The 23,440-nt window shown below is 41.1% G+C and carries 19 protein-coding genes; 6 read left to right on the top strand and 13 right to left on the bottom strand.

Features of this window, described 5'->3' with window-relative positions:
- Positions 1-43: 43 nt before the first annotated feature.
- The 5 genes from B9Y81_RS10855 to B9Y81_RS10875 all read left to right on the top strand — a co-directional run bounded on the left by B9Y81_RS10855 (position 44) and on the right by B9Y81_RS10875 (position 8,211).
- On the top strand, positions 44-823 hold the full coding sequence (locus B9Y81_RS10855; RefSeq protein WP_085536950.1) for a phosphatidylinositol-specific phospholipase C/glycerophosphodiester phosphodiesterase family protein: 780 nt from the start codon (positions 44-46) through the stop codon (positions 821-823).
- A gap of 191 nt (positions 824-1,014) precedes the next feature.
- Entirely contained in the window at positions 1,015-1,557 is a 543-nt protein-coding gene (locus B9Y81_RS10860) for an RNA polymerase sigma factor (protein ID WP_085536951.1), read from the top strand.
- Positions 1,558-1,629: 72 nt separating this feature from the next.
- A complete protein-coding gene (locus B9Y81_RS10865; protein ID WP_085536952.1) occupies positions 1,630-2,712 on the top strand; it encodes a FecR family protein in 1,083 nt (360 codons plus the stop codon).
- A gap of 180 nt (positions 2,713-2,892) precedes the next feature.
- Positions 2,893-6,246, top strand: coding sequence for a SusC/RagA family TonB-linked outer membrane protein (locus B9Y81_RS10870; RefSeq protein ID WP_085537757.1), 3,354 nt, complete (start codon positions 2,893-2,895; stop codon positions 6,244-6,246).
- Between the two features lie 18 nt (positions 6,247-6,264).
- Entirely contained in the window at positions 6,265-8,211 is a 1,947-nt protein-coding gene (locus B9Y81_RS10875; RefSeq protein WP_245832436.1) for a RagB/SusD family nutrient uptake outer membrane protein, read from the top strand.
- A gap of 56 nt (positions 8,212-8,267) precedes the next feature.
- Here B9Y81_RS10875 and uxaC read toward each other — a convergent pair whose 3' ends face one another.
- From uxaC to B9Y81_RS10920, 9 genes are all read right to left on the bottom strand, one after another.
- Positions 8,268-9,671, bottom strand: coding sequence for a glucuronate isomerase (gene uxaC, locus B9Y81_RS10880; protein ID WP_085536953.1), 1,404 nt, complete (start codon positions 9,669-9,671; stop codon positions 8,268-8,270).
- A gap of 70 nt (positions 9,672-9,741) precedes the next feature.
- Positions 9,742-10,413: a bifunctional 4-hydroxy-2-oxoglutarate aldolase/2-dehydro-3-deoxy-phosphogluconate aldolase gene (locus tag B9Y81_RS10885; protein ID WP_085536954.1), complete on the bottom strand. Its 672-nt coding sequence runs from the start codon at positions 10,411-10,413 to the stop codon at positions 9,742-9,744.
- Between the two features lie 12 nt (positions 10,414-10,425).
- The gene (locus B9Y81_RS10890) at positions 10,426-11,469 is read right to left on the bottom strand and encodes a sugar kinase (RefSeq protein WP_085536955.1); all 1,044 of its coding nucleotides are present in this window, start codon (positions 11,467-11,469) and stop codon (positions 10,426-10,428) included.
- 275 nt (positions 11,470-11,744) lie between these two features.
- Positions 11,745-12,197: a methylated-DNA--[protein]-cysteine S-methyltransferase gene (locus tag B9Y81_RS10895; RefSeq protein ID WP_085536956.1), complete on the bottom strand. Its 453-nt coding sequence runs from the start codon at positions 12,195-12,197 to the stop codon at positions 11,745-11,747.
- A 61-nt stretch (positions 12,198-12,258) separates the two neighbouring features.
- A complete protein-coding gene (locus B9Y81_RS10900) occupies positions 12,259-13,590 on the bottom strand; it encodes a TolC family protein (RefSeq protein WP_085536957.1) in 1,332 nt (443 codons plus the stop codon).
- Between the two features lie 8 nt (positions 13,591-13,598).
- Positions 13,599-16,661 (bottom strand): efflux RND transporter permease subunit, encoded by a 3,063-nt coding sequence (locus B9Y81_RS10905; RefSeq protein WP_085536958.1) that lies wholly within the window; start codon positions 16,659-16,661, stop codon positions 13,599-13,601.
- Positions 16,662-16,675: 14 nt separating this feature from the next.
- Positions 16,676-17,773 (bottom strand): efflux RND transporter periplasmic adaptor subunit, encoded by a 1,098-nt coding sequence (locus tag B9Y81_RS10910; RefSeq protein WP_085536959.1) that lies wholly within the window; start codon positions 17,771-17,773, stop codon positions 16,676-16,678.
- 153 nt (positions 17,774-17,926) lie between these two features.
- Positions 17,927-18,535, bottom strand: coding sequence for a hypothetical protein (locus B9Y81_RS10915; RefSeq protein WP_245832437.1), 609 nt, complete (start codon positions 18,533-18,535; stop codon positions 17,927-17,929).
- Between the two features lie 37 nt (positions 18,536-18,572).
- Entirely contained in the window at positions 18,573-18,701 is a 129-nt protein-coding gene (locus B9Y81_RS10920; RefSeq protein WP_176221482.1) for a hypothetical protein, read from the bottom strand.
- A gap of 156 nt (positions 18,702-18,857) precedes the next feature.
- Here B9Y81_RS10920 and B9Y81_RS10925 point away from each other — a divergent pair, with 156 nt between their 5' ends.
- Positions 18,858-19,319, top strand: a complete 462-nt coding sequence (locus tag B9Y81_RS10925; protein ID WP_085536962.1) for an Lrp/AsnC family transcriptional regulator — start codon at positions 18,858-18,860, stop codon at positions 19,317-19,319.
- 271 nt (positions 19,320-19,590) lie between these two features.
- Here the strand turns inward: B9Y81_RS10925 and B9Y81_RS10930 are convergent, their stop codons facing one another.
- The 4 genes from B9Y81_RS10930 to B9Y81_RS10945 all read right to left on the bottom strand — a co-directional run bounded on the left by B9Y81_RS10930 (position 19,591) and on the right by B9Y81_RS10945 (position 23,392).
- The gene (locus B9Y81_RS10930; protein WP_085536963.1) at positions 19,591-20,193 is read right to left on the bottom strand and encodes a nitroreductase family protein; all 603 of its coding nucleotides are present in this window, start codon (positions 20,191-20,193) and stop codon (positions 19,591-19,593) included.
- 81 nt (positions 20,194-20,274) lie between these two features.
- On the bottom strand, positions 20,275-21,741 hold the full coding sequence (locus tag B9Y81_RS10935) for a Na+/H+ antiporter NhaC family protein (RefSeq protein ID WP_085536964.1): 1,467 nt from the start codon (positions 21,739-21,741) through the stop codon (positions 20,275-20,277).
- Between the two features lie 45 nt (positions 21,742-21,786).
- Positions 21,787-22,398, bottom strand: coding sequence for an L-threonylcarbamoyladenylate synthase (locus B9Y81_RS10940; protein WP_085536965.1), 612 nt, complete (start codon positions 22,396-22,398; stop codon positions 21,787-21,789).
- Between the two features lie 136 nt (positions 22,399-22,534).
- A complete protein-coding gene (locus tag B9Y81_RS10945) occupies positions 22,535-23,392 on the bottom strand; it encodes an enoyl-ACP reductase FabI (protein WP_085536966.1) in 858 nt (285 codons plus the stop codon).
- Between the last annotated feature and the right edge of the window lie 48 nt (positions 23,393-23,440).

Genomic DNA, 23,440 nt, shown 5'->3' on the forward strand with positions numbered 1-23,440 from the left:
TGCGTTCCACATGATCTTAATGTAACTAATAAACTACAATCGTATGAAAAACTGGACCCTATTTTTGTTAACCCTAATCTGCCTGAGTGCGCATGGTCAAAACATTCATTACAATGCTTTTTCGCATAATGATTATTGGCGTGACAAGCCGTTGTTTGACGCTTTGGATTACGGATTCAATTGCGTAGAAGCGGATCTTTGGCTGATTGACGGCGAATTGTATGTAGCGCATGACAGACCCGAACCCAACAACGCAATCGTTTTCAGCGAACTTTATTTGAAGCCTCTGGCAGAACGGATAAAAAGCAATGGAGGGAAAGTATACGCCGGCAGCAACCGCCCTTTTTTGCTGATGGTGGATTGTAAAACAAACGGAGAGGAAATGTATCCCCTCCTCAAAAAACAAGTAGAACCCTACAAAGACCTATTCTGTTCCGTTGTGAACGGGGTTTATCAGGAAGGAGCGGTACTTCTCTTTATCTCCGGAGATCGCCCAGTCAAAAGCATCACATCCGAAACCACACGCATCGCTTTTTTAGACGGCCGGGTAGCCGACTTAGGCAAAAACATCTCCAAAACAATCATGCCCGTAGTGAGCGACAATTACAAATCCTACATTTCATGGAACGGAGAAGGCACCATACCGGAAACCGAACTGAACAAGATGCGATCAATCATCAACCAAACGCACAACGAAGGAAAATTATTCCGCTGGTGGGGAGCTCCGGACACACCCGAATTCAAACGCTTCTTCATCAACGAAGGAGTAGACCTGGTAGGAGCCGACGATTTGCATATTCTACATAAAGTACTAACCCCCTAAATTAACATAGCCTTCCAGAGTATCTGTCGTCCCGAACGGAGCGGAGAATGGATTAAAATTTAAACGAGATTTTGGTTTTTCAACATGCCTCAACCCATGTTTTTCGACACGGGCTTTTCCCCCTATGTCTTTTTATTCGTTTTTCATTTACCGAACTCATTTTGATTTATTATTTTCGTGAAAAAAATTAAATGTCTGAACGAGAACTATTAAATAAAATAAAAGAGGGGGATATTTCGATGTTTCGCCGATTTATTGATTTATATAATAGGGATCTTTATCTTTTCTCCTTAGGGTATGTATCCACGAGGGAGATAGCAGAAGAAGTAGTCAGCGATGTTTTTCTTGCTGTATGGAAAAACAGGGAAAAACTGGATCAGATACGATCCGTGAAATCCTGGCTGCTGGTTATGACCAAAAACCAATCCATCTCTTACCTACGAAAGGAGCAACCGGACACAATCATTTCGATTGATGATATAGGAGAGGCCGACAATTATTATATTCCACAGATACAAGCCCCGGACAATAACATAATCAGTCTGGAAGAAATGGCCCGGATCAACGAAGCGATAAACGCATTGCCGCCCAAATGCAAAGAGGTTTTCATGTTAGCCAAAATCGAACAAATTCCTTATAAAGAAATAGCACAGATATTAAATATCTCTGTTAAAACCATTAATGTTCATATAGCAAAAGCAATCGGAGTAATAGCTAAATTACTAAACGAATAATTTTTTTTGACTCCTAATAGGAGATTTCATTTTCTCTTGCGTCTTTTAAGTATAGAGCTTTAATCAAAGAAAATGAAAGAATCTAAAAAGAAAACGAATTACTTCTTAAATTCTTGCTCCCCGATTATTGAAAAAGGGGTGGCGGAATCTATTCATAAAAAAACGTTTGAAAAGATTGAACTAAACAAAGATATTTCAATTCTGCCCCCACCTGCAAAAACAGGAAAGAAAACGAGACTTTGGGTGTCTGTTCTGTCCGGTTCTGTTGCAGCAGCCATACTTCTATTAGCTGTATTCTCAATTAAACACACAAAAGAAGAGCCGAACTTCATGGATATTGTTTCACTAACAGAAAATCAGGTTTATGAAAACAACAGCGATGAAGTAGTATTGATTCTATCAGACTCCAGACAGGTCGTTTTTTCACAGGATGAATTAATTGCTTTTACTTCAGACGGAGTTCTTGACTATCCGATAACAACATCAGGAGATAAGAAAGACGACGCTACGCAAGAATCGCTTAATCAACTGTTAGTACCGAAGGGTAAGAGCTCACAACTGTTATTATCAGACGGCACCAAAGTTTGGGTTAATGCCGGCAGTAGAATTTTCTTCCCGAAAGTATTCTCCAAAGAAAAACGCAACATATACATCGACGGCGAAGCCTATCTGGAAGTAGCCCATAATGCTGATCGGCCTTTTCATGTAACAGCAAATGGTTTTGACATCAAAGTTTTAGGAACATCATTTAATGTTTTCGCTTACAAAAATGACGATATGAAAGAAGTGGCTTTGGTGAGCGGAAAGATAGAGATCACTGATCAGCAAAACCAGGTTCTTGAAATGAAACCGGACGAACTGGTCTCCTTTGCGCAAAATTCCATTCTGGAGAAAAAACAGGTAGACGCGAAGAACTATACCTCATGGATAAATAAAATATTGATACTGCAAGGGGAAACATTAACCGCGATAACACATCGATTAGCGTTAACCTACGGAGTAGAGATACACTGTGATTCATCTATCGGTAAAGAAGAGATGTTCGGCAAATTAGATTTAAACAACGACATAAAAGAAATATTAAACTACCTTGAACTAATGCTTCCTATCTCGGTAACACAGGAAGAGGGTACGTTTAGTTTGAGACAGAAATAAATCGAGTGTATAACAAATAAAAAAAAACCATGCGAAACATTAACACATAGAATAAGCCGGATGATACTGCGAATATCATCCGGCAAGAACTACAAAACAATCAGTGATAGTTATCATAATTCTTTAAATCCACGTAAATATATGAAAAACAGTTTTACAAATAGAAGTAAAGCATTAAAAATGTTTTACTTAAGTTTGATTTTTCTCTTATTTTTATGCGTCCCTTTTTCAAATCTGCAAGCAAAAAACAGAGAAGCATCTTCAGTTGAAGAGCAAAACCTCACGGTTAAAGTCCAAAATAAAACGGTGAAAGATGTTATTAATTACATTGAAAACAATAGTGATTTTATCTTTGTGTATGCCAAAAACTCATTGGAAACACTAAACCAAAAGGTTTCTATAAGTATAGAAGACAAAAACATTGCCTATATAATGGATGTATTGTCTAAAACAACAAACCTGAATTATGAAATAAAAGGACGTCAGGTTATTATCTCAAACAAAGTAAGTGAACCTCAACAAGAAAAAAAGGGGATCAATATAAACGGAACGGTTTGGGACGAACAAGGTGAGCCCTTGATTGGCGTAAACGTATCGGTACAATCAACAACCATTGGAGCGGTAACAGACCTGGATGGTAATTATTTCCTGACGGTGCCCGATAAAAATGCGGAGTTGACTTTCCAATACATTGGTTATGAGCCAAAGAAAATTATAGTTGGCAATCAGATCAACATCAACGTCAACATGAAAGAAGTCGCAACAAGTTTGAACGAAGTAGTTGTTGTAGGTTTTGGTTCACAGAAAAGAGAATCTGTAGTCGGCTCTATCACAACAATTGAGCCCACCTTTTTACAACAAAGCCCATCACGCGCATTAAGTAATAATCTGGCCGGACAGTTAGCCGGTGTTATTGCAGTACAGCGTTCCGGAGAACCGGGAGTAGATGGTTCTTCGTTTTGGATTCGTGGTATTTCTTCTTTTCAGGATGCGGGTAGAAACCCGTTGGTACTTGTAGATGGTATCGAACGATCGTTAGACGATATGAACCCGGCCGAGATCGAATCGTTCTCCGTACTAAAAGATGCTGCCGCCAGTGCGGTGTATGGCGTTAGGGGAGCTAACGGGGTTATATTGGTAAACACGAAAAGAGGAAAGTTAGGTAAGCCCTCTATCGACGTACATTATGAACAAGGGTTTACACAACCGGTTAAACTGCCAAGTTTTATTGGGTCAAGCGATTATTTGTCTTTGATGAACGAGTTATCGATTGATGGAGGTGGTTTGCAAATCTACGCTCCGGAGATTATTGAGAAATATCGTACAGGTGCTGATACCGAATTATATCCGGACATAGATTGGCTGGATCTTATTACAAAAGACTACGCCAGTAACCGCCGGGCCAACCTGAATATTACCGGTGGTAGTGATCTTCTACGCTATGCGTTAGTTATTTCTTACTATGGAGAATCGGGTATTTTCGAGAGAGATAAGAGTCAATCCTGGGATTCTTCTACGAAGTTGAACAAATACAATATGCGGTCAAATATTGATGTTAACATCACAAAATCGACCGTCGCACGTATTAGTATAGGCGGTTATTTGCAAGACACCAACGGAATGGTAAATGATGGTGATACAAGAGCTTCAGACCATGTGCTGTCTACCGCTTTCGAAACGCCGCCATTTGTACATCCCGCTATATATTCAACGGGCGAAATTCCAAAGGTAAAGTCACGCCACAACCCTTGGTCAAGAGCTACTCAACATGGTTTTTCAACGTACTCATCAGCGAAAATCGAGTCGTTGTTCTCCTTAGAACAAGACTTAAAAGCAATTTTACCCGGATTGAAGGCTAAAGGGGTATTCTCCTTTGACAGGTATATGAATTCCGGGGTGGTTCGTTCGAAAAGTCCGGACTATTACTATCCGGCTACTTCACGTTTAGAGAACGGAGAGTTAGATATTACAATCGCCGATTACGGACAAATGTTCTTAGGAACAGACGAAAAGAAAGAATGGGGAAACAGAGCTACTTATATAGAAGCGAACATAAACTATTCGCAACGATTCGGCAAGCACAATGTTGAAGGAATGTTCATGTATAACCAACGGGACTATCAAGACGGAAGCGTTGTTCCTTTCCGTCGTATGGGGGTTGCGGGTAGAGCATCTTACAACTATGACAATCGTTATATCGCCGAGTTTAATTTCGGTTATAATGGTTCTGAAAACTTTGCAAAGGGTTATCGGTTCGGCTTTTTCCCTTCTGTAGCTTTAGGATACTTGGTTTCGGAAGAAGCCTTTATGAGCAACATCAAGGAAACCGTATCTAAATTGAAGTTGAGAGGATCATGGGGGTTAGTCGGAAATGACCAGTTACAAGGACGTCGTTTTGCCTACATCACCACGATAAACAACAGTGATAACAATGGTTACAAGTGGGGCGTTAATAATGATTATCATCGCACAGGTCGTTTTGAAGGTGATTTCGGAATTCCTAATCTAACCTGGGAAACGGTTGAAAAAATTAATGTCGGTCTTGAATTAGGTTTATGGAATGCACTCGATTTGCAAGTTGACTGGTTTAAAGACAAACGCCGGGATATTTTCATGAAGCGTAACACAATTCCTTCGGCTGCCGGTTTTGTAAATACTCCTTGGGCAAATTTCGGTAAGGTTGACAATTCGGGTGTGGAAGTATCATTGGTCTACAACAAGCATATAAATAAAGACTGGAACATCGGAGTAAGAAGTACATTTACATACGCGAAGAATAAAATTATTGAGCAAGACGAAGCCCCCGGCGTAATCGGAACGAACAGAGAGAGAACCGGCAAGCCCGTAGGACAATTATTCGGTCTTGTAGCGGATGGTTTGTTTACTGAAGATGATTTCATTGACGTTGAAAAAGGAATTCTAAAAGACCATATCCCCAACCACACGTTTGTTTCCAAAATTCGTCCCGGTGATATTAAATATGTAGATATCGACGGTGATGGAGCAGTAACAGATATGGATGAGGTTGCGCTAAAAGGAACAACAAATCCACAATTAGTATATGGTTTCGGAACAAATATAAGCTATAAGAATTTTGACCTGAATGTTTTCCTCCAAGGTAATGGAAAAACCTACCGGTTTATTGGTGGGTCCGGTTTTATGCCCGGTAGTTCTATGGGGTCTATGTTTAATATTTTTGATAATTATCAGGACCGTTGGACACCTGAAAATCCGAATCAAAATGCTTTTTATCCACGACTAACCTATGGTCAGAATGAAAACAACGCGAAAAATTCAACCTGGTGGCTACGGGATATGAGTATGTTACGTATTAAAGACATTGAACTGGGTTATCGTTTCCCTAAAACATGGATAAACGATTACGGTGTAAAAGCATTGCGTTTGTATTTAAAAGGGTCAAACCTATTTACTTTCTCAAAGTTCGATATGTGGGATCCGGAATTGGACACACAAAACGGAATGAAATATCCGATCATGAAATCTGTTTCTGTCGGAATAGATGTAAATTTCTAATATCGTAAATTACAAATTATGAAAACAATAAAATTATTAAAATACATCGCATTTACCTTAGTGTGTGGGGTGTTTAGTAGTTGTGCTGACTTTATAGACAATGCTCCGGACGATCAGCTTGATCTGGAAATGGTTTTTAATGACAAAACACGTACGGAAGACTGGCTTGCAAATGTGTATTCTAAAGTGCCCGACTCCTATTGGCAATTTACCCGGGATATTGGTTGGGATACTGTTGGAGACGATATTACCCCTTCTCAAAGATGGTTACAATGGTGGGGCGGAACTTTGTTAAATTTCAGAGTGGGCAATTACTACACCAACTCATCTTGGAACAGTGGCTTTTGGAATGAATTACAACAAAGAATTCGCGCCGGATATATTTTAATCAATAACGCTCACCCAAATCCTTTACAGAAAGTAACGGAAGAGGACATTGAATTAATGAAAAATGAATGTCGCTTTTTAATTGCTTACTACTATTGGATGCTGACAGAATCATATGGTGCTGTTCCTTATTTTGATGATGTAGTAGATGTGAACGCTCCGTTGGAAGGGATGACACACGGGCAGGTTCCTTTTGACGAAATGATAGATATGTTGGATGCGCAATTGCTGGATTTATCCACTAAACTTCCGGACAAATGGGAAGAAGCGTTTTTCGGTCGTGCTACATCTATCGCAAGTCTCGCCGTACGTGCCAGAATGCTTTTATTTGCAGCAAGCCCACTTGTAAACGGAAATAAAATGTACGAAGGAATCGATCCGTTGTACAATGGCAAACAGCGTTTCAACACCACTTACGATGCGGGAAAATGGAAAAGAGCTGCCGATGCCTGCAAATTATTAATTGACAAAGCGCATGCAGCAGGTCATGGTTTGTATTATGAATATACGAATGATGGAAAAATAGATCCTTTCATGTCATACTACAATTTATTCCTGAAGAAAACCTCAGAAGGCAATAAAGAAATCCTGTTTGCTCGTCCTGATGTAAATTACGGCGAATATGAAAGACATAGCACACCACGTGGTTGTGGAGGTAACGGTGGTTTAGGTGTTACGCAAGGTATGGTAGATGCATTCTTTATGAAAAACGGATTGTCACCGATATTAGGCTATCATGCGAACGGATCACCTATTATCAATGAAGAATCCGGCTATACAGAATCCGGGTTCTCTACAGAGCCGGAGATACGCAACACGAAATGGGATCCGGCCCGTAAATCGGAAAATGTAAAACCAGGGCAAATTACAGTTGCTAATACATACAATATGTACAGTAACCGCGAGCCTCGTTTCTATTTGTCTGTGTTGTTTAATGGCGCCTGGTTCCATCAGGAAGGTCGTACAACAAGGATGATGTCCGGAGAATGGGACGGCGGACCTACACATGATGCTCCGCAAAATGGATACCTTAACAGGAAAAAGACCTCTTTAGAATCTATTCCAAGAGATGGTAAACAACCTTATCGTCCGGGTATTCTGTATCGTTTAGGAGAAGTTTATCTGAACTATGCCGAAGCATTGAATGAATCAACTCCGGGACACAGCGATATTATACTTTATCTGAACAAGATACGTGAACGCGCGGGTATCCCTGAATACGGAACAGGAACAGACAATAATGGATTCCAGCGAATTGCATACAATGATAACCAATCGGCTGTTCGCGAACTGATCAGAAAAGAACGTAGAGTAGAACTTTGTGGAGAAGGTATTCGCTACCACGATATTCGTCGTTGGTTATTAGGCGAAGAGTTACTGAATGGGTATGATTACGGTATGAACTTTGCCGGAACAGAATATTCTGATGATACAAATAATCCGAAAGCATTCTTTGTTCGCACCAAGGCGTTGTTACGTAGTTACCAAAAGAAACAATACTGGATGCCTGTTCATCAAAATCAAATCGACACAGACCCGACTTTGGTTCAAGCACCATTCTGGGAAAGTGAGGAGTAAGAAGAAAAAAAATCCCGGGACGAATCCCGGGATTTTTCACTCGCTAATCTAAAACATCACCATCCAAAATAATTTTTGGCGTTGAAATAACTTATATTTTCCACCATCTGTTTAATAAACGGAAGTTCTGAAGCCGGTAATTCACCATTCTCCACATCACGTCCGATCATATTACACAAAAGACGACGGAAATATTCGTGTCTTGGATAAGACAAGAAGCTCCTTGAGTCTGTAAGCATACCAACAAAACGACTTAACAAGCCTAAAGCCGACAGTGCGTTGATTTGCTTTTCCATTCCATCCAACTGATCCAAGAACCACCATCCTGAACCGTATTGCATCTTTCCGGCAACCGATCCGTCGTTGAAATTGTAAGCATTGGTTACCATCAGTTCATTGTCACGTGGATTAAGGTTATACAGAATCGTCTTGGCAAGAACACCATCTAAATTCAGACGGTCTAATAAACGATTCATAGCTGTAGCTACCTCGTAATCCCCAATCGCGTCATAACCGGTATCCGGACCTAACTGACGGAACATCTTGGTGTTATTATTTCGGATCGCTCCGATATGAAACTGCTGTACCCATCCTGCTTTCGCATCCATAACAGCCAAATCATACAACATAGCCGAACGAAACTTTCGATCGTCTTCCGCTGTTGGATTTTTCCCTGAACGTACTTTCGCAAAGATCGCATTAATTTCCGAATCAGTATAAGGATCTGCACAAAAAGTGGTCAGCCCATGATCGGAAAGACCACATCCCTGCGCCGCAAAGAATTGATGTCTTTTTTCTAATGCCGCAAGTAAATCTGCATAGGTAGAGATATTCATATCCGCGGCTTTTTCCAATAAAGCAAGATAGTTATTATAAACCTCCGCGTTATCAATCGTCATTGCCTTATCCGGTCTCCAGGTAGGCAATACTTTTACTTTAAATCCACTTTCACGTATAGCAATATGGTATTCTAATGAATCAGCGGGATCATCTGTTGTACAAACCAGTTCTACATTCATGCGTTCCATGATCGCGCGTGAACGAAATTCGGGAGTCTGCAATTTAGCTGTACATTCCTCATATATTTCACGAGCAGTAGATGGATTCAGCACTTTGTCGATGCCAAACACACGGCTCAGTTCCAAGTGCGTCCAATGATAAAGTGGATTACGCATTGCGTATGGCATCGTTTCCGCCCATTTTTCAAATTTTTCGTAAGCGGATTTATTTCCGGTTATATAATCTTCCGGAATACCGTTGGCACGCATCGCTCTCCATTTATAATGGTCACCACCAAGCCAGATTTCTGTTAAGTCTGCAAACTGATAATTTTCCGCGATCATTTTCGGAACAAGGTGACAGTGATAATCAATGATCGGTAACTTTGCTGCATGTTCATGATAAAGCGTACGAGCAGTATCCGAATAAAGCAGAAAGTCCTTGTCTAAAAAGTTTTTCATGGTTTTTCTTTATTTTAAAGAGTCTGTTTCAAAAGAACGCCTTCAGGTTCTTTTGAAACAGGTTCATGTTTTATTTTTTATATTTCAATATTATAGCTAACGCGTCACTACAAAGTTTTGAAATTGTATTCCAATCCTTTTTCTCAATGACTTCTTTAGGGAATAATTTAGATCCCATACCCACACAAGTTACTCCGGCCTTGAACCATGCGGATAAATTTTCTTCAGTAGGTTCAACGGCTCCTGTTGCCATAATCATCGACCAAGGCATAGGGGCTTTGATATTGCTTACGAACGAAGGACCACCTACATTCCCTGCCGGGAATATCTTACACAGGTCACATCCGGCTTCTTGCGCAAACCCGATTTCAGAAACCGAACCACATCCCGGCGTATAAGGAATCAGGCGACGATTACAGACTTTCGCTACTTCCGGATTAAATAAAGGTCCGACAACAAAGTTCGCTCCCAATTGAATATACAAAGCCGCAGTTGGAGCATCAACAATCGAACCGATACCCAGAATCATATCCGGACATTCATTAACCACAAACTTAGATAATTCGGCGAATACCTCTTGTGCGAAGTCGCCTCTATTCGTAAATTCAAAAGCGCGTACCCCACCTGCATAGCAGGCTTTTACAACTTGCTTTGCTGTCTCAACATCATTACTGTAATAAACTGGAATCATACCGGTGTTGGCCATTGCCGACAGCACCTCTATTTTATTAAATCTTGCCATATCTATTGCTATTTAACGAGAAACACGACCGGACGCGTCTCCACTCATTAATTTCTCTACTTCTTCAACGGTTACTTGATTATAGTCGCCATACACTGTATGTTTCAAACAAGAGGCAGCGACGGCAAAATCAAGTGCTTTTTGCGCATCGGCAGGCCAAGTGATCAGTCCATAAATCAATCCTCCCATGAATGAATCTCCACCACCTACACGATCAACGATATGGGTTATATCATAACGACGAGACTGGTATAGTTTTCCGTTAGTGTAAAGCACACCTCCCCAGGTGTTGTGGTTCGCATTGATTGAACCGCGTAAGGTAATAATTACTTTTTTTGCCCGTGGAAATTTAGCCATTAACTGGGTGCATACCGATTCAAACTCAACAGCATTCACTTCACCGTCCGTCTGCGCTACGTCAAAACCTTCCGGTTTGATACCGAACACCTTTTCCGCATCTTCTTCGTTACCCAATATTACATCACATCCGGCAACTAATTCGGGCATAATATCCGATACTTTTTTGCCGTAATTCCATAAGTTTTTACGATAATTCAAGTCACACGAAACAGGAACACCTAATCTGTTTGCCGCCTGTATCGCTTCCAGGCAAGCATCTGCTGCACCCTGAGAGATAGCCGGTGTAATACCTGTCCAATGAAACCAGGAAGCACCCTTCAACACCTCATCCCAATTAATCATACCCGGCTTTATTTCTGAAATGGAGGAATGAGCCCGGTCATAAACAACTTTACTAGCGCGGGCAACAGCACCGGTCTCCAGAAAATAAATACCAAGACGTTCTCCTCCGTAAATAATATCAGAAGTATCCACTCCATATTTCCGAAGATCCATCACGCAGGCTCGCGCAATATCATTTTTAGGTAAACGAGTAACAAAAGAAGTATTAAGTCCGTAATTTGCTAATGACACAGCGACATTGGCTTCACCACCTCCAAAAGTAGCATTCAGCTTATCACTTTGATTAAAACGAAGATAATCAGGTGTAGCTAAACGGAGCATAATTTCACCAAAGGTCACAATTTTTTTTTCCATGATTTTATGATTTATAGGTATATGTAGTTTCTGCACAAATATAAGTTATATCTTCCACAATGATTTGGTGCGCGCCCACAAAATGATCAGTCACCGAGGATATTGATCAATTTATTCCATACAACACACAATTAATATACAAAAGAACAGCTCAAAATCAATTTTTACGTATTAAAAGGAATAGACTATTCACATCAGGATTATGCCGAAAAGGTAAAACACCCTATAAAATAGGGTATGTCGTACTATGTGAGTTTGTATTCTAAACGTGTTATTTATCGTTCTAATAACAGTAATTTTTCTTTTATCTCTAATCCTCCGGCGTATCCGGTTAATTTTCCATTCGAACCGATGATTCGATGGCAGGGTATGATTATGGCAATCGGATTTTTATTGTTTGCTAATCCTACAGCGCGACATGATTGCGGATTTCCTATTGCTTCCGCTATTTGTTTATAGGTACGGGTTTCACCAAAATATACTCTTTGCAGTGCGTTCCACACTGATTTTTGGTAAGGGGTGCCTTGTGGATTAAGCGGAAGTGTAAATTCAGTTCTTTCTCCATCCAGATATTCGTCAATCTGCCGGGCAGTTTCTCTGATTAGAGGAGTTTCTTGTTCTTTATAGCTGTCATCAGGTTTTTGAAAGGATACTCTTGTGATATATTTATCTTCTTCACATATCCATATCAGACATAACCTGTTCGGGTATGAGTAATAATATTTCATGGTAGACTATTAGCGACTAATTTACAATTATTTATGTCGTAAAGATAGTATTATTTATGATTTATTCCTCAACAGGCAAAAAATATTCGAACAGTTGTCCGCTCAGTTGCAATAAGGATATCTCGCATATCTTTGTGGAATATTCTGCGATGGAACGACGTTCTTCCGCATTGAGCAAACTATTTTGCGCCTCACGCAATTCTATACCGGATAAGTCTCCCAATTTATACCGTTCAATTGCGATATTATAATTTTCCTGCGCCGCCATTAAGTTTTCCTTCTCCAAGCTCCAAAGATTCAGGTTGTTTTCATAAGCCATCCACAGATTGCTCATATCCGCCCGCAGCGATAAGTCCATTTCTAATAGTTGTAAATTCTTATTTTCTATCTGAAGACGGCTGTTGCGTTGCTCGCGGCGACGGTTAAATCCGTCAAACAGCGTAAAGCCGACGGTTACACCATAGTTCAGGCCTAAACGCTGTTGCCAATCGGTCGCCCCTATTTCATACCAGTTAGCGGTATATCCGTATCCCGCGTTCAACCTCACGTAAGGATAATTCCGGCTACGGGCTTTTTTATAATCCAATTCACTCAGCGACACTTTTTTTTGCGCTATTTGAAGAGATACATTGGAGGTTTGCGTACTGTTCCACAACTCCGCCTCATCCAAAAATGTATTGGGTATAATCATGGAATCTTTCAATTGAATTTGCTCCTCTACGTTATCCAGTGCCATTAACGTGTTTAGTTGAATGCGCGACCGATGCAGCGTCTCCAGTTGATTAATCACATTCGAACTATCTGCGTTAAAATCCACCTGTGCTTGTTGTAGATCAAGCCGAGACATGGATCCGATATAATAACGTTCCTCTACGATCCGAAGTCTTTCTCTTGACAGGGCAAGCGTCGCCCTTAAATTCTGCAACCGGGTTTTCTGGCGAATCAAATTGTAGTATTCGGCCGATAGAGAAGCTACAAAGTCCTCAATGGTTATCCGGGTGTTTAATTCACCAAGTTGTTTCAGCTCCTTTAATGTTTGGTAAGTAGCCTGAATGCCAAACCCGTCAAAAACAGTCCAGTTCACATTTAGTCCAACATTTGCGCTTTCCGAATTTACGGCGTTAGTTTTTTCCGTTGTTCCATCTGTCAGTTTATTTCGCGTATCATACATGGATCCACTAATGCCTCCGTTCATATCGAAAGTCGGCAAGTAACCGGCATTTCCGGGTGTAGCGTTATTATCGCTGATCACCTGTTCGTTCCGGATCATACGGATAGAATAATTCTTTTCCAACCCCGTTTCTATACATCGCCGAAGGTCAAAAATTTCTTGCGAGAAAGTTATGCCGACATTTAACGTAGCTAATAGGAGTAGATATATAATTCGTTTCATAGCAAATCTTAATTCGTTTGTGTTGGTGCTGTTTCATTCACGCCCAGCTTTTTTTGGCGGTTAGTTGAGATATAAGTGTACATGGCCGGAATAATAAACAAGGTGAGCAAAGTGGAAACTAACATTCCGCCAACCACGGCAATCCCCATTGCTATACGCCCTTGGGCACCTTCGCCTGAAGCATAAACCAGCGGCAACAGCCCGAGTATGGTAGATACACTCGTCATCAGGATAGGACGAAGACGCTGTATAGACGCCGAACGGATCGCCTCCCGGAAGCTATAGCCCGCTAATTGTCTTTGATTAGCGAACTCCACAATCAAAATACCATTTTTGGTTACTAAACCAATCAGCATGATAATCCCGATCTGACTGAAAATATTCATTGTCACCCCTCCTACACTCATAAAGAATAAGGCACCGGCAATAGCAAGTGGTACGGTAACCATCACAACCAAGGGATCCTTGAAGCTCTCGAACTGGGCAGCCAATACAAGATACACCATGATAAGAGCCAAGACTAATGCAAACATCAAGCTATCCGAACTCTCACGAAACTCTTTGGATTCTCCGGATAAAGCCGTACGGAAAGATTCATCCAGGGTTTCCGCCGCGATACGATCCATTTCATCCAATCCGTTTCCGATAGTATAGCCTTTCGCCAGTCCGCTCGAAATGGTAGCCGCCACAAAACGATTGTAACGGTATAATTGAGGCGGTGCAACATTCTCTTGCAAAGCAACCAGGTTATCCAGCTGTATCATCGCTCCATTATCACTTCTTACGTAGATGGATTTCAGGTCAACCGGCGTATTTCTTTGCTGACGGTTGATCTCACCTAATATCTGATATTGCTTCCCGTTCATGTAAAAATAACCGATGCGCTGTCCACTCAATGCATATTGCAATGTTTGGGCAATATTGCGCGTACTTACTCCCAAAAGAGAAGCCTTGTCACGGTTAATCTCAATACGGGTTTCGGGTTTAGTAAACTTCAGGTTCACGTCTGCCATCTGAAAGACAGGACTTTCATTTACTTTTTGCATGAATGCAGGCAACACATCCTGCAACTTTTCCAGCGATGTGGCTTGTAAAACATACTGCACGGGCATTCCTGCGCGTCGGCCGCCAAAAGTGGATTGCTGTTGCACAAAAGCACGGGCTTTGGTTTCTTTTCGTACCGCTGCCGACAGCTCTTCAGCCACATTCATCTGAGTCCAGTCCCGATCTTTTAAATCCGGCAATATCACATTCACAAATCCCCCACCAGACCAGGAACGGGCTATGGCCGCCTGACGTTCGGGCACAATGGAATCAACTATTTCTTCAATCCGTTCATTATAATCTCTTAAATATTCAAATGTTATACCTTCCGGACCACGGGTATTTATCGATACGGAAGATCGGTCTTCCAGCGGCGACAGTTCAGAAGGAATCTGTTTCCAAAAGAACGCAATCACGCCAAGGAGAAACAGAATAATAGGAAAAGAAAGCACTCTATGACTAAGAAAATAGTCCAGTCCTTTTTCATATATACGGTTTATCCAGTTGAAAAAAGGCTCTGTCTTTTCGTAAAACTTATTTTTCTTCTCTTGTTTTTTCAGAATCTTGGTTGCCAACATAGGAGTAAAGGTGAGGGCGACAAACGATGAAATTACCACAGCACCTGCTATCACAATACTAAACTCTTTAAAAAGACGCCCTGTCATTCCATCCATAAAAACAATCGGGAGGAATACGGCCACCAAGGTTACGGTTGTAGAAATAATGGCAAAAAAGATTTCTTTACAACCCTCAATACCGGCTTCTTTCGGAGAGATTCCCCGTTCTATTCGCACGTAAATATTTTCGGTCACCACAATAGCGTCGTCAACCACCAACCCCACGGCCAGCACAATCGCCAACATGGTCAGTACATTGATAGAGAAGCCGGCCACATACATAACGAAAAAAGTTGCGATGAGCGAAACAGGAATAACAACAACAGGAATCATTGTTACACGCCAGTCACGCAAGAAAAGAAAGATCACTAAAGCCACAATAATAAACGCGATATAGATCGTTTCCTGTACCTCAGCGATTGAGGCACGAATAAACCGGGTATTATCATAAACCATCTCGACGGTTACGTCGTCCGGCAAATCTTTCTTTAGTTGTTCTATTCGATTGTAGGCTTCGTTGGCAATTTCAATATGATTAGCTCCGGGTTGTGGGATAATAATATCCATCACCAATGGTTCACCATTTTTTTTCAACAAACTGCGCATATCTTCCGGGGCAAGTTCCGCATGCCCGATATCACTAAAACGTACAATATTGTTGTTGCTCTCCTTTATGATCAGATCATTGAATTCCTTCGCCGTATGCATCAGTCCGAGTGTACGGATGGAGAGGTCTATGGTATTTCCTTCGATACTACCGGAAGGAAGCTCCACGTTTTCACGATCTACGGCGTTTTTAACATCGATCGGTGTCACGCCATAACCGGCCATTTTAACCGGATCAAGCCAAAGACGCATAGAATACCGCTTTTGCCCCCAAATATCCACTGCACTCACATTCGAGATGGTTTGCAAACGTTCTTTTACGGTAAGTTCGGCTATTTCACTTAGTTCCATCAACGAACGTTCACGACTTTGGATACCTATCTGCATAATCGGAGAAGCATCCGCATCTGCTTTGGATACGGTAGGTGGGTCGCAATCTCGCGGTAAATAGCGTTGCGCGAGAGACACTTTATCACGCACATCATTTGCAGCCGTTTCCATATCGACAGACAGTTCAAACTCTACCGTAATACGTGAACGACCCTGACTACTAACACTGCTCAACGAACGGATACCGGGAATACCATTAATATTCTGCTCCAACGGTTCCGTAATCTGATTCATAACCACATCGGCGTTAGCACCCGGATAGGATACATTAACAGAAATGATCGGCTGATCTACACTGGGAAACTCACGCACACCCAAAAAGTCATATCCGATAAATCCAAACAACAGGAGAACGATGGTCATCACCGTTGAAAGAACAGGCCTGTTTATACTTAATTCTGAAATATTACTCATAACTCAACCGGCTTTTAATAGAGATTGTCTATAGAGACTTTCATCCCCATTCGTAGTTGCATTACTCCGGAAGTGATAATCGTATCTCCCTGCATTAATCCATCAAGCACTTGCACCCGGCTTTCCGTACGAATGCCCATGGTTATTTCTTTCGGCAGGGCTACTCCGTTCTCGTATTTATAGACGATATTTTTTCCCATTTCAGGGATAACCGCTTCACTGGGTACGGTAAGCGCATTCGGAATTTCCTGCTTTGTTATTTCAACAGACGTAAGACGTCCGGGCAAAATATTCTCTCCTGTATTCGGGTAAGTTGCACGTACATTCAACGTACGGGTCTCCAGGTCTACTTTACTTTCCACGGCATACACCGTTGCGTAAAATTTTTCCATCGCGCCATCGTTACGCTCCAGGCTGAACGCAATACGAGTACCGTTTTTCACCTCTGCGGAATAACGCTCCGGAATGGAAAAATCGATCTTTAGCGGAGAAATCTTAGTTAGTTTGGCGATGACTGTTGAGGGAGAAGTATAGGCCCCTTCACTCACATTACGCAATCCGATGATTCCATCAAACGGAGCTCGCAGTTCGGTTTGGGCAATATTGGCTTTCACTAATTCTATGTCGGCCATTAATTTATCCAGTTCGGTTTGTACCTGTTCGAAAGCTTCCTGACTAACCGCGTCTTTAGCCAACAAAGCCCGTTGTCTATACACCCGGTCTTGTGCCAAAGGTATTTGCGCTTCCAGTTTTTTCAACTGGGCTTGCAGCGGGTTGTCATTTATCTTAGCCAATAACTCACCTTTATCCACATGGGTTCCTTCCGTGAAATAGATGGCAACCACTTTCCCGGAAGATTCAAATGACAAGTTTACCTCTTCGTCCGGAATTACACTACCTGTACTGATTGTCCTATCCGAAAGCGACTGGTATTTTAACACTTCAGCATTGATATTCAAAATCCTGTTACGAGAAGACGGTCCGGGTGCTACCGGAGCATCAAAGCCCCCCTCTTTTGCAATCAACATTTGTTTCACTTTAGGATAAGCGATCATCCCGACTATCAAGATTACAATGATGGCTGTCACTCCCCACTTAGCTTTCTTTGTCATAACATTTCCTGGTACTAAAAATAAAAATCTACAACTATACGGAGATATAGACTACACATAAACGAAAAGGTTTAACTCGCTCCCCAAAAAAACATCCCGATGATCAAAATCTGACCACCGGGACATTCCCTCTTTTCCCTATCCAACCGTCAACTAAAAGCGCATCAACCGGGCTGCTTCTACCATACGAATCAATGCTTCTCTTGTTTCTGACCAACCCCGTGTTTTTAATCCGCAGTCCGGATTTACCCAAAGTTGTCCGGCAGGTATAACTTCGGCGGCTTTTTTCAACAACGAAACCATCTCTTCAACTCCCGGAACACGAGGGGAGTGTATATCATATACCCCCGGTCCGATTTCATTCGGGTATTTATATTTGACAAATGCATCCAACAACTCCATTTGAGAGCGCGAACATTCAATCGTGATCACATCCGCATCCATTAAGCCTATATATTCTATTATATCGTTGAACTCGGAATAACACATGTGTGTATGAATCTGCGTTTCATCTAGCAGTACTTTCAAGTTCGGACAGGAGCTGCGAATCAGGTCGTAAGCCAGTTTGTATAATTCTTGTGTTCGCCGGTCAATATCCAATGCGAGGAAAGGCTCGTCTATCTGTACCCATTCAACACCCGCTTGCTCTAATTCCTGAAGATATTGAATATAGACAGGCAACAAAGATTCAATCAGGTCAAGTCTGCTGAAACCCTCTTCCTTTTCTTTGCCTAACAACAAAAAGGATACCGGACCAATCAAAACAGGCTTAGTTTCAATTCCGGCTTGTTTAGCTTCCCTATATTCGGCAAGCGCCTTGTTCTAATTCGTCGGCACTTATTTTACCTGCCCAAAAGCTTTCGCAGGCTTTTTTTAATTCGCGTCGGCTACCGACCCGTGGATATCCTAATACTGTTGTTTTCATCATGCCTATATTTCTATTATTATCTACACAAAAATACAAATACAGCATATTCAAATATCAAAACAACAAAACACAGAAAATATAACTATATTGCGCAAGCTTAAAAGAACACATCACCACAAGTGAAATAAAACACACATTAAAACAGAATATTTATCTATGGAAGGAATTGACAATACGGATATTAAGATACTCAGACTATTGCAGGAGAATTCAAACATCACAACAAAAGAACTTGCGCAGCAGGTTAATCTCTCCCCCACTCCTGTATTCGAACGAGTAAAGCAATTGGAGAAAAAAGGGTTTATAAAAAAATACATGGCGGTTCTCGATACGGAAAAACTAAACAGAGGTTTTGTTGTTTTCTGCAACATCAAACTAAAGCAGCATAGCAAAACCTACGGACAACAGTTTATGAAGGAAATCATGAGCATCAACGAAATTACGGAATGTTATAACATATCCGGCGAGTTCGATTTCATGATCAAAGTTTATGTACGAGACATGAAAGAATATCAGGATTTTGTATTGAACAGATTGGGATCGATAGAAAGCATAGGTAGTCTGCAAAGCACCTTCGTTATGGCGGAAACAAAATATAATTACGGAATTATTCTATAAAAAAGCTCAAAAGAAACAGCCGATTACCAACGAATATTTCTCGTTTTTACCTGCTTTTATATATCGCTAATAATCAATGCATTATATTCCCCCAAAAACATAAAGGTTATTTTTAAAAAAATAAAGGATATTTTTCGAAAAATAAAGGATATCTTTTTAAACATATAGTATTATAAAAAATCACCTCTATTTTAAGACGAATTTAGTTACAAAGGCACACCAAAAAAAGAGACGCACAATCGCGCGTCTCTTTCAATACAAATTTCCCTTTTTAACGAAACACTAATAATCTTTTCTCTAACGGTTGAAATTCTTTTTCTCCCGGAGCTGCTGTAGGTTTACCAAATGGCATTTCGGCCATCAGCTTCCACTTCGGGCTTATTCCCCATGTCGACGCCACTTCCGCATCGATCAGTGGGTTGTAATGTTGAAGTGAAGCACCAAAACCTACTTCTTCAAGCATGGTCCATACGGCTAACTGATGCATTCCGGCTGTTTGTTGCGACCAAATCGGGAAGTTTTCACTGTAGGAAGGAAATGACTTCTGAAGTCCTTCCACTACTTCCGTGTCTTCATAAAAAAGAATCGTTCCGTAACCTGCGGCAAACGCTCCGTCAATCTTGGATTCCGTCGCACCGAAATGTTCAGCAGGAACAATTTTACGAAGTGTTTCCTTCGTTATGTTCCACAACTTTTTGTGTTGATCGCCTAATAATAAAACCACACGCGTAGTTTGAGAATTGAAAGATGAGGGTACATGCAACAAGGCATGTTCCAAAATTTCTTTGATTTGTTCATCGGACACCGTAGATTCGTTTGAAATGGTATAATACGTTCTACGGTTTTTTAAAGCTTCTTTAAATGTTAGTGCCATAATCTTATTGTTTATCTACTATTAACAGAACAACCGGCATCTAAAATAGTTTACAGAAAGCTTCTTTCCTCCTCTATGATCTTATTGATTTGCTTTATTGTCCACTTCAGGAGATAGGCGTGCTATTTTATAGCCTATAGCAGCAATGAATAAACTCATCAGTGGACTTGTAAGATTAAAGAAACAGTAGGGCAGATAGGTCAATGTGGCCACACCAAGAACGGTGGATTGGGTTAGTCCGCAACTGTTCCAGGGTACCAGCGGAGAAGTTACGGTAACAGCATCTTCAATAGTTCGACTCAGCAGACAACTGTCATACCCTTTCTCTTTATAAGTACCGCTGTACATCTTGCCTGTCAGTATGATTGAGATATACTGATCTGCCGTACAGATGTTAAAGAACAATCCGGACACAACAGTCGAAGCCACCATGCCAAATGTATTTTGCATAAAACGAAGAAAAACGGAAATTATGCTTGTCAACATGCCACTTGCTACCATCGATCCACCAAAGCACATGGCACAAAGGATAAGCCACACGGTATTCATCATTCCCGACATTCCCCGCGTAGCAACCAATTCGTTCAACATTGCGCTTCCGGTCTCAATCTGCGTACTTCCGTACAGTGTTATTAATGAGCCGGTAAACAAACTTTCTGCCGTAACGCTCACAGCGCCCGATATTTCACGAAGCACCTCCGGCTGAAAGATAAGTGCAAACACAACAGCCAAAAGGGATGAAATAAACAAGGTGATAATCGCCGGCACTCTTTTGGCTATCAGCATACCCGTAATAACAGGCACAATCAGCAACCACAGCGAGATATTGAATGTACTTTCTAATGTCATTCTGAATTCATTGATATGCACCGAATCCGTTGTTGCATTTGTAAATCCTGCCACTGTAAAGATCAGCAAAGCGATTATTATTGAAGGAACGGTGGTAATCATCAGGTAACGGATATGTTTAAACAAGGGAATTCCGGCAACAGATGATGCCAAAACCGTAGTATCAGACAACGGCGAAATTTTATCTCCAAAATAAGCGCCGGAAATGATAGCTCCCGCAATCCAGCCCTCGTCAAACCCTTGCACCTGCCCGATACCAAGCAATGCCACACCAATAGTAGCAACCGTAGTCCACGAACTGCCCGTCACAACCGAAACGATTGCACAAATCACACAAGTTGAAACAAGGAATAAATTAGGATGGATAAGCTGTACGCCATAATAAATTAATGTAGGAACCACTCCGCTAATCATCCAGGAGGAAGATAAAGCACCGATAATCAGAAGAATGATCAAGGCAGTTCCAACTCCCGTTATATTATTGACAATGGCTGCTTCAAATGTTTTCCATGGCACCTTGCAAACAGTCATACCAATCAAACAACAAACGGCAGACGAAAACAATAACACAATTTGACTGGCACCACTCAACGCGTCACTCCCCCAGATAGAGATCGTAACAAAAAGAAGACCAACTAATACAGCAAGCGGAACTAAAGAAAGTAAAGGGGACGGGGTTTTAGAAGGGGAGTTCTCCATTGATTATATAATTTCATAATTACCAGAGAACAAATATAGCTAAAATCAATAGACGAGTTCGCCTTTTCCCTGTCTTACAATTTCAAAATCGTCTGTAGTACAGTCTACAACAGTCGAAGGATTTAATCCTCCATACCCTCCATCAATTACAACATCAACGATTTTTTCATATTTTTCAAAAATTAATTCAGGATCAGTGGCGTATTCAAGAATCTCATCGTCTTCATCATGGATCGTTGTTGTAAGAACCGGATTCCCTAATTCTTTTACAATTTGGCGAATTATAGTATTATCGGGCACACGAATGCCGACTTCCTTCCTGTTTTTATAAATCTTGGGTAGTTCACTGCTGGTAGGCAATATAAAGGTAAATGCGCCCGGTAAATTTTTGCGCATGAGTTTAAAGGCGGCATTACTAACCTTCGCGTATTCGCTTAAATTGGAAAGGTCGTAGCAAATGATAGAAAGGTTGCTTTTTTGGGGATTTATATCCTTCATCCGGCATATCTTTTCCACAGCTCGTACATTCAGGGCATCACATCCGATAGCATAGATCGTATCCGTTGGATAGATTACAAGTCCTCCGTCACGTAATACATTAATTACTTTATCAATTTCTTTGGGATTCGGGTTTTCTGGATAGATCTTGAGGAACATAAGAGTAAGTATTCGGGTTTATACTAGAAAATCAATACAATATAACAAAAATTGTTTTTCTAAAAAGCGAAACAACGAAGCAATCCGACTGTTTGAGTCTGGATTGCTTCACTGTGATTGTTATGACATAAAGTCGTTATCCGTAAATGGGATTGCCATTTTCGTCTGAGAATTCCTCTACACTCTTGCTGTATTGAGTCATTGCGCGTAAACTCATACCCATGTTGGAAAATCCACCATCATGATATAAGTTTTGCATCGTAACTTTCTTTGTCAAGTCAGAGAACATTACAATACAATAATCCGCACACTCATCAGCAGAAGCATTACCCAGCGGACTCATTCTTTCGGCAAAGTCCATTAAATGCTCCATACCTTTTACACCACTACCGGCAGTGGTCATTGTAGGTGATTGGGAGATTGTATTCACACGTACATTTTTTTCGCGTCCGTAAATATAGCCGAAACTACGGGCAACCGACTCTAAAAGACTCTTCGCGTCCGCCATATCGTTATATCCGAAGAATGTACGTTGTGCAGCAACATAACTAAGCGCCAGCACAGAACCATATTCTGAAATAGCATCCTGTTTTTTCGCAACCTGAAGCATCTTATGGAATGAGATAGCCGAAATATCCAGCGTCTTTTCCAACAGATCATAATCCAGATCATCATATGTACGTTTCTTACGTACGTTCGGACTCATTCCTATAGAATGAAGTACAAAATCGATTTTTCCACCAAGTATCTTTACTGATTCTGTAAAGACCATATTCAAGTCATCAACGTTAGTTGCGTCTGCAGGTAAAACCGTAGCATTCAATTTCTGTCCCAATTCGTCAACCTGCCCCATACGAACAGCGATCGGCGTATTACTAAGTGTTATGATCGCGCCTTCTTCAACGGCCTTTTCGGCAACTTTCCAAGCGATAGACATATCATTCAGCGCACCGAAGATAATCCCACGTTTGCCTTTTAATAAATTATGACTCATACCTTATTATTTAATTGATATGGCACAAAAATACGAAAAATGCGCAAT

The sequence above is a fragment of the Massilibacteroides vaginae genome (genome assembly GCF_900178525.1).
Lineage (GTDB): Bacteria > Bacteroidota > Bacteroidia > Bacteroidales > Tannerellaceae > Massilibacteroides > Massilibacteroides vaginae.

Coding starts and splice junctions, on each gene's coding strand:
- B9Y81_RS10900 (WP_085536957.1), bottom strand. CDS start 13,590: ATGAAACGAATTATATATCTACTCCTATTAGCTACGTTAAATGTCGGC.
- B9Y81_RS10920 (WP_176221482.1), bottom strand. CDS start 18,701: ATGATGAAAACAACAGTATTAGGATATCCACGGGTCGGTAGCCGACGC.
- B9Y81_RS10855 (WP_085536950.1), top strand. CDS start 44: ATGAAAAACTGGACCCTATTTTTGTTAACCCTAATCTGCCTGAGTGCG.
- B9Y81_RS10890 (WP_085536955.1), bottom strand. CDS start 11,469: ATGGAAAAAAAAATTGTGACCTTTGGTGAAATTATGCTCCGTTTAGCT.
- B9Y81_RS10910 (WP_085536959.1), bottom strand. CDS start 17,773: ATGACAAAGAAAGCTAAGTGGGGAGTGACAGCCATCATTGTAATCTTG.
- B9Y81_RS10895 (WP_085536956.1), bottom strand. CDS start 12,197: ATGAAATATTATTACTCATACCCGAACAGGTTATGTCTGATATGGATA.
- B9Y81_RS10870 (WP_085537757.1), top strand. CDS start 2,893: ATGTTTTACTTAAGTTTGATTTTTCTCTTATTTTTATGCGTCCCTTTT.
- B9Y81_RS10865 (WP_085536952.1), top strand. CDS start 1,630: ATGAAAGAATCTAAAAAGAAAACGAATTACTTCTTAAATTCTTGCTCC.
- B9Y81_RS10860 (WP_085536951.1), top strand. CDS start 1,015: ATGTCTGAACGAGAACTATTAAATAAAATAAAAGAGGGGGATATTTCG.
- B9Y81_RS10940 (WP_085536965.1), bottom strand. CDS start 22,398: ATGTTCCTCAAGATCTATCCAGAAAACCCGAATCCCAAAGAAATTGAT.
- B9Y81_RS10875 (WP_245832436.1), top strand. CDS start 6,265: ATGAAAACAATAAAATTATTAAAATACATCGCATTTACCTTAGTGTGT.
- B9Y81_RS10925 (WP_085536962.1), top strand. CDS start 18,858: ATGGAAGGAATTGACAATACGGATATTAAGATACTCAGACTATTGCAG.
- B9Y81_RS10935 (WP_085536964.1), bottom strand. CDS start 21,741: ATGGAGAACTCCCCTTCTAAAACCCCGTCCCCTTTACTTTCTTTAGTT.
- B9Y81_RS10930 (WP_085536963.1), bottom strand. CDS start 20,193: ATGGCACTAACATTTAAAGAAGCTTTAAAAAACCGTAGAACGTATTAT.
- B9Y81_RS10945 (WP_085536966.1), bottom strand. CDS start 23,392: ATGAGTCATAATTTATTAAAAGGCAAACGTGGGATTATCTTCGGTGCG.
- uxaC (WP_085536953.1), bottom strand. CDS start 9,671: ATGAAAAACTTTTTAGACAAGGACTTTCTGCTTTATTCGGATACTGCT.
- B9Y81_RS10905 (WP_085536958.1), bottom strand. CDS start 16,661: ATGAGTAATATTTCAGAATTAAGTATAAACAGGCCTGTTCTTTCAACG.
- B9Y81_RS10885 (WP_085536954.1), bottom strand. CDS start 10,413: ATGGCAAGATTTAATAAAATAGAGGTGCTGTCGGCAATGGCCAACACC.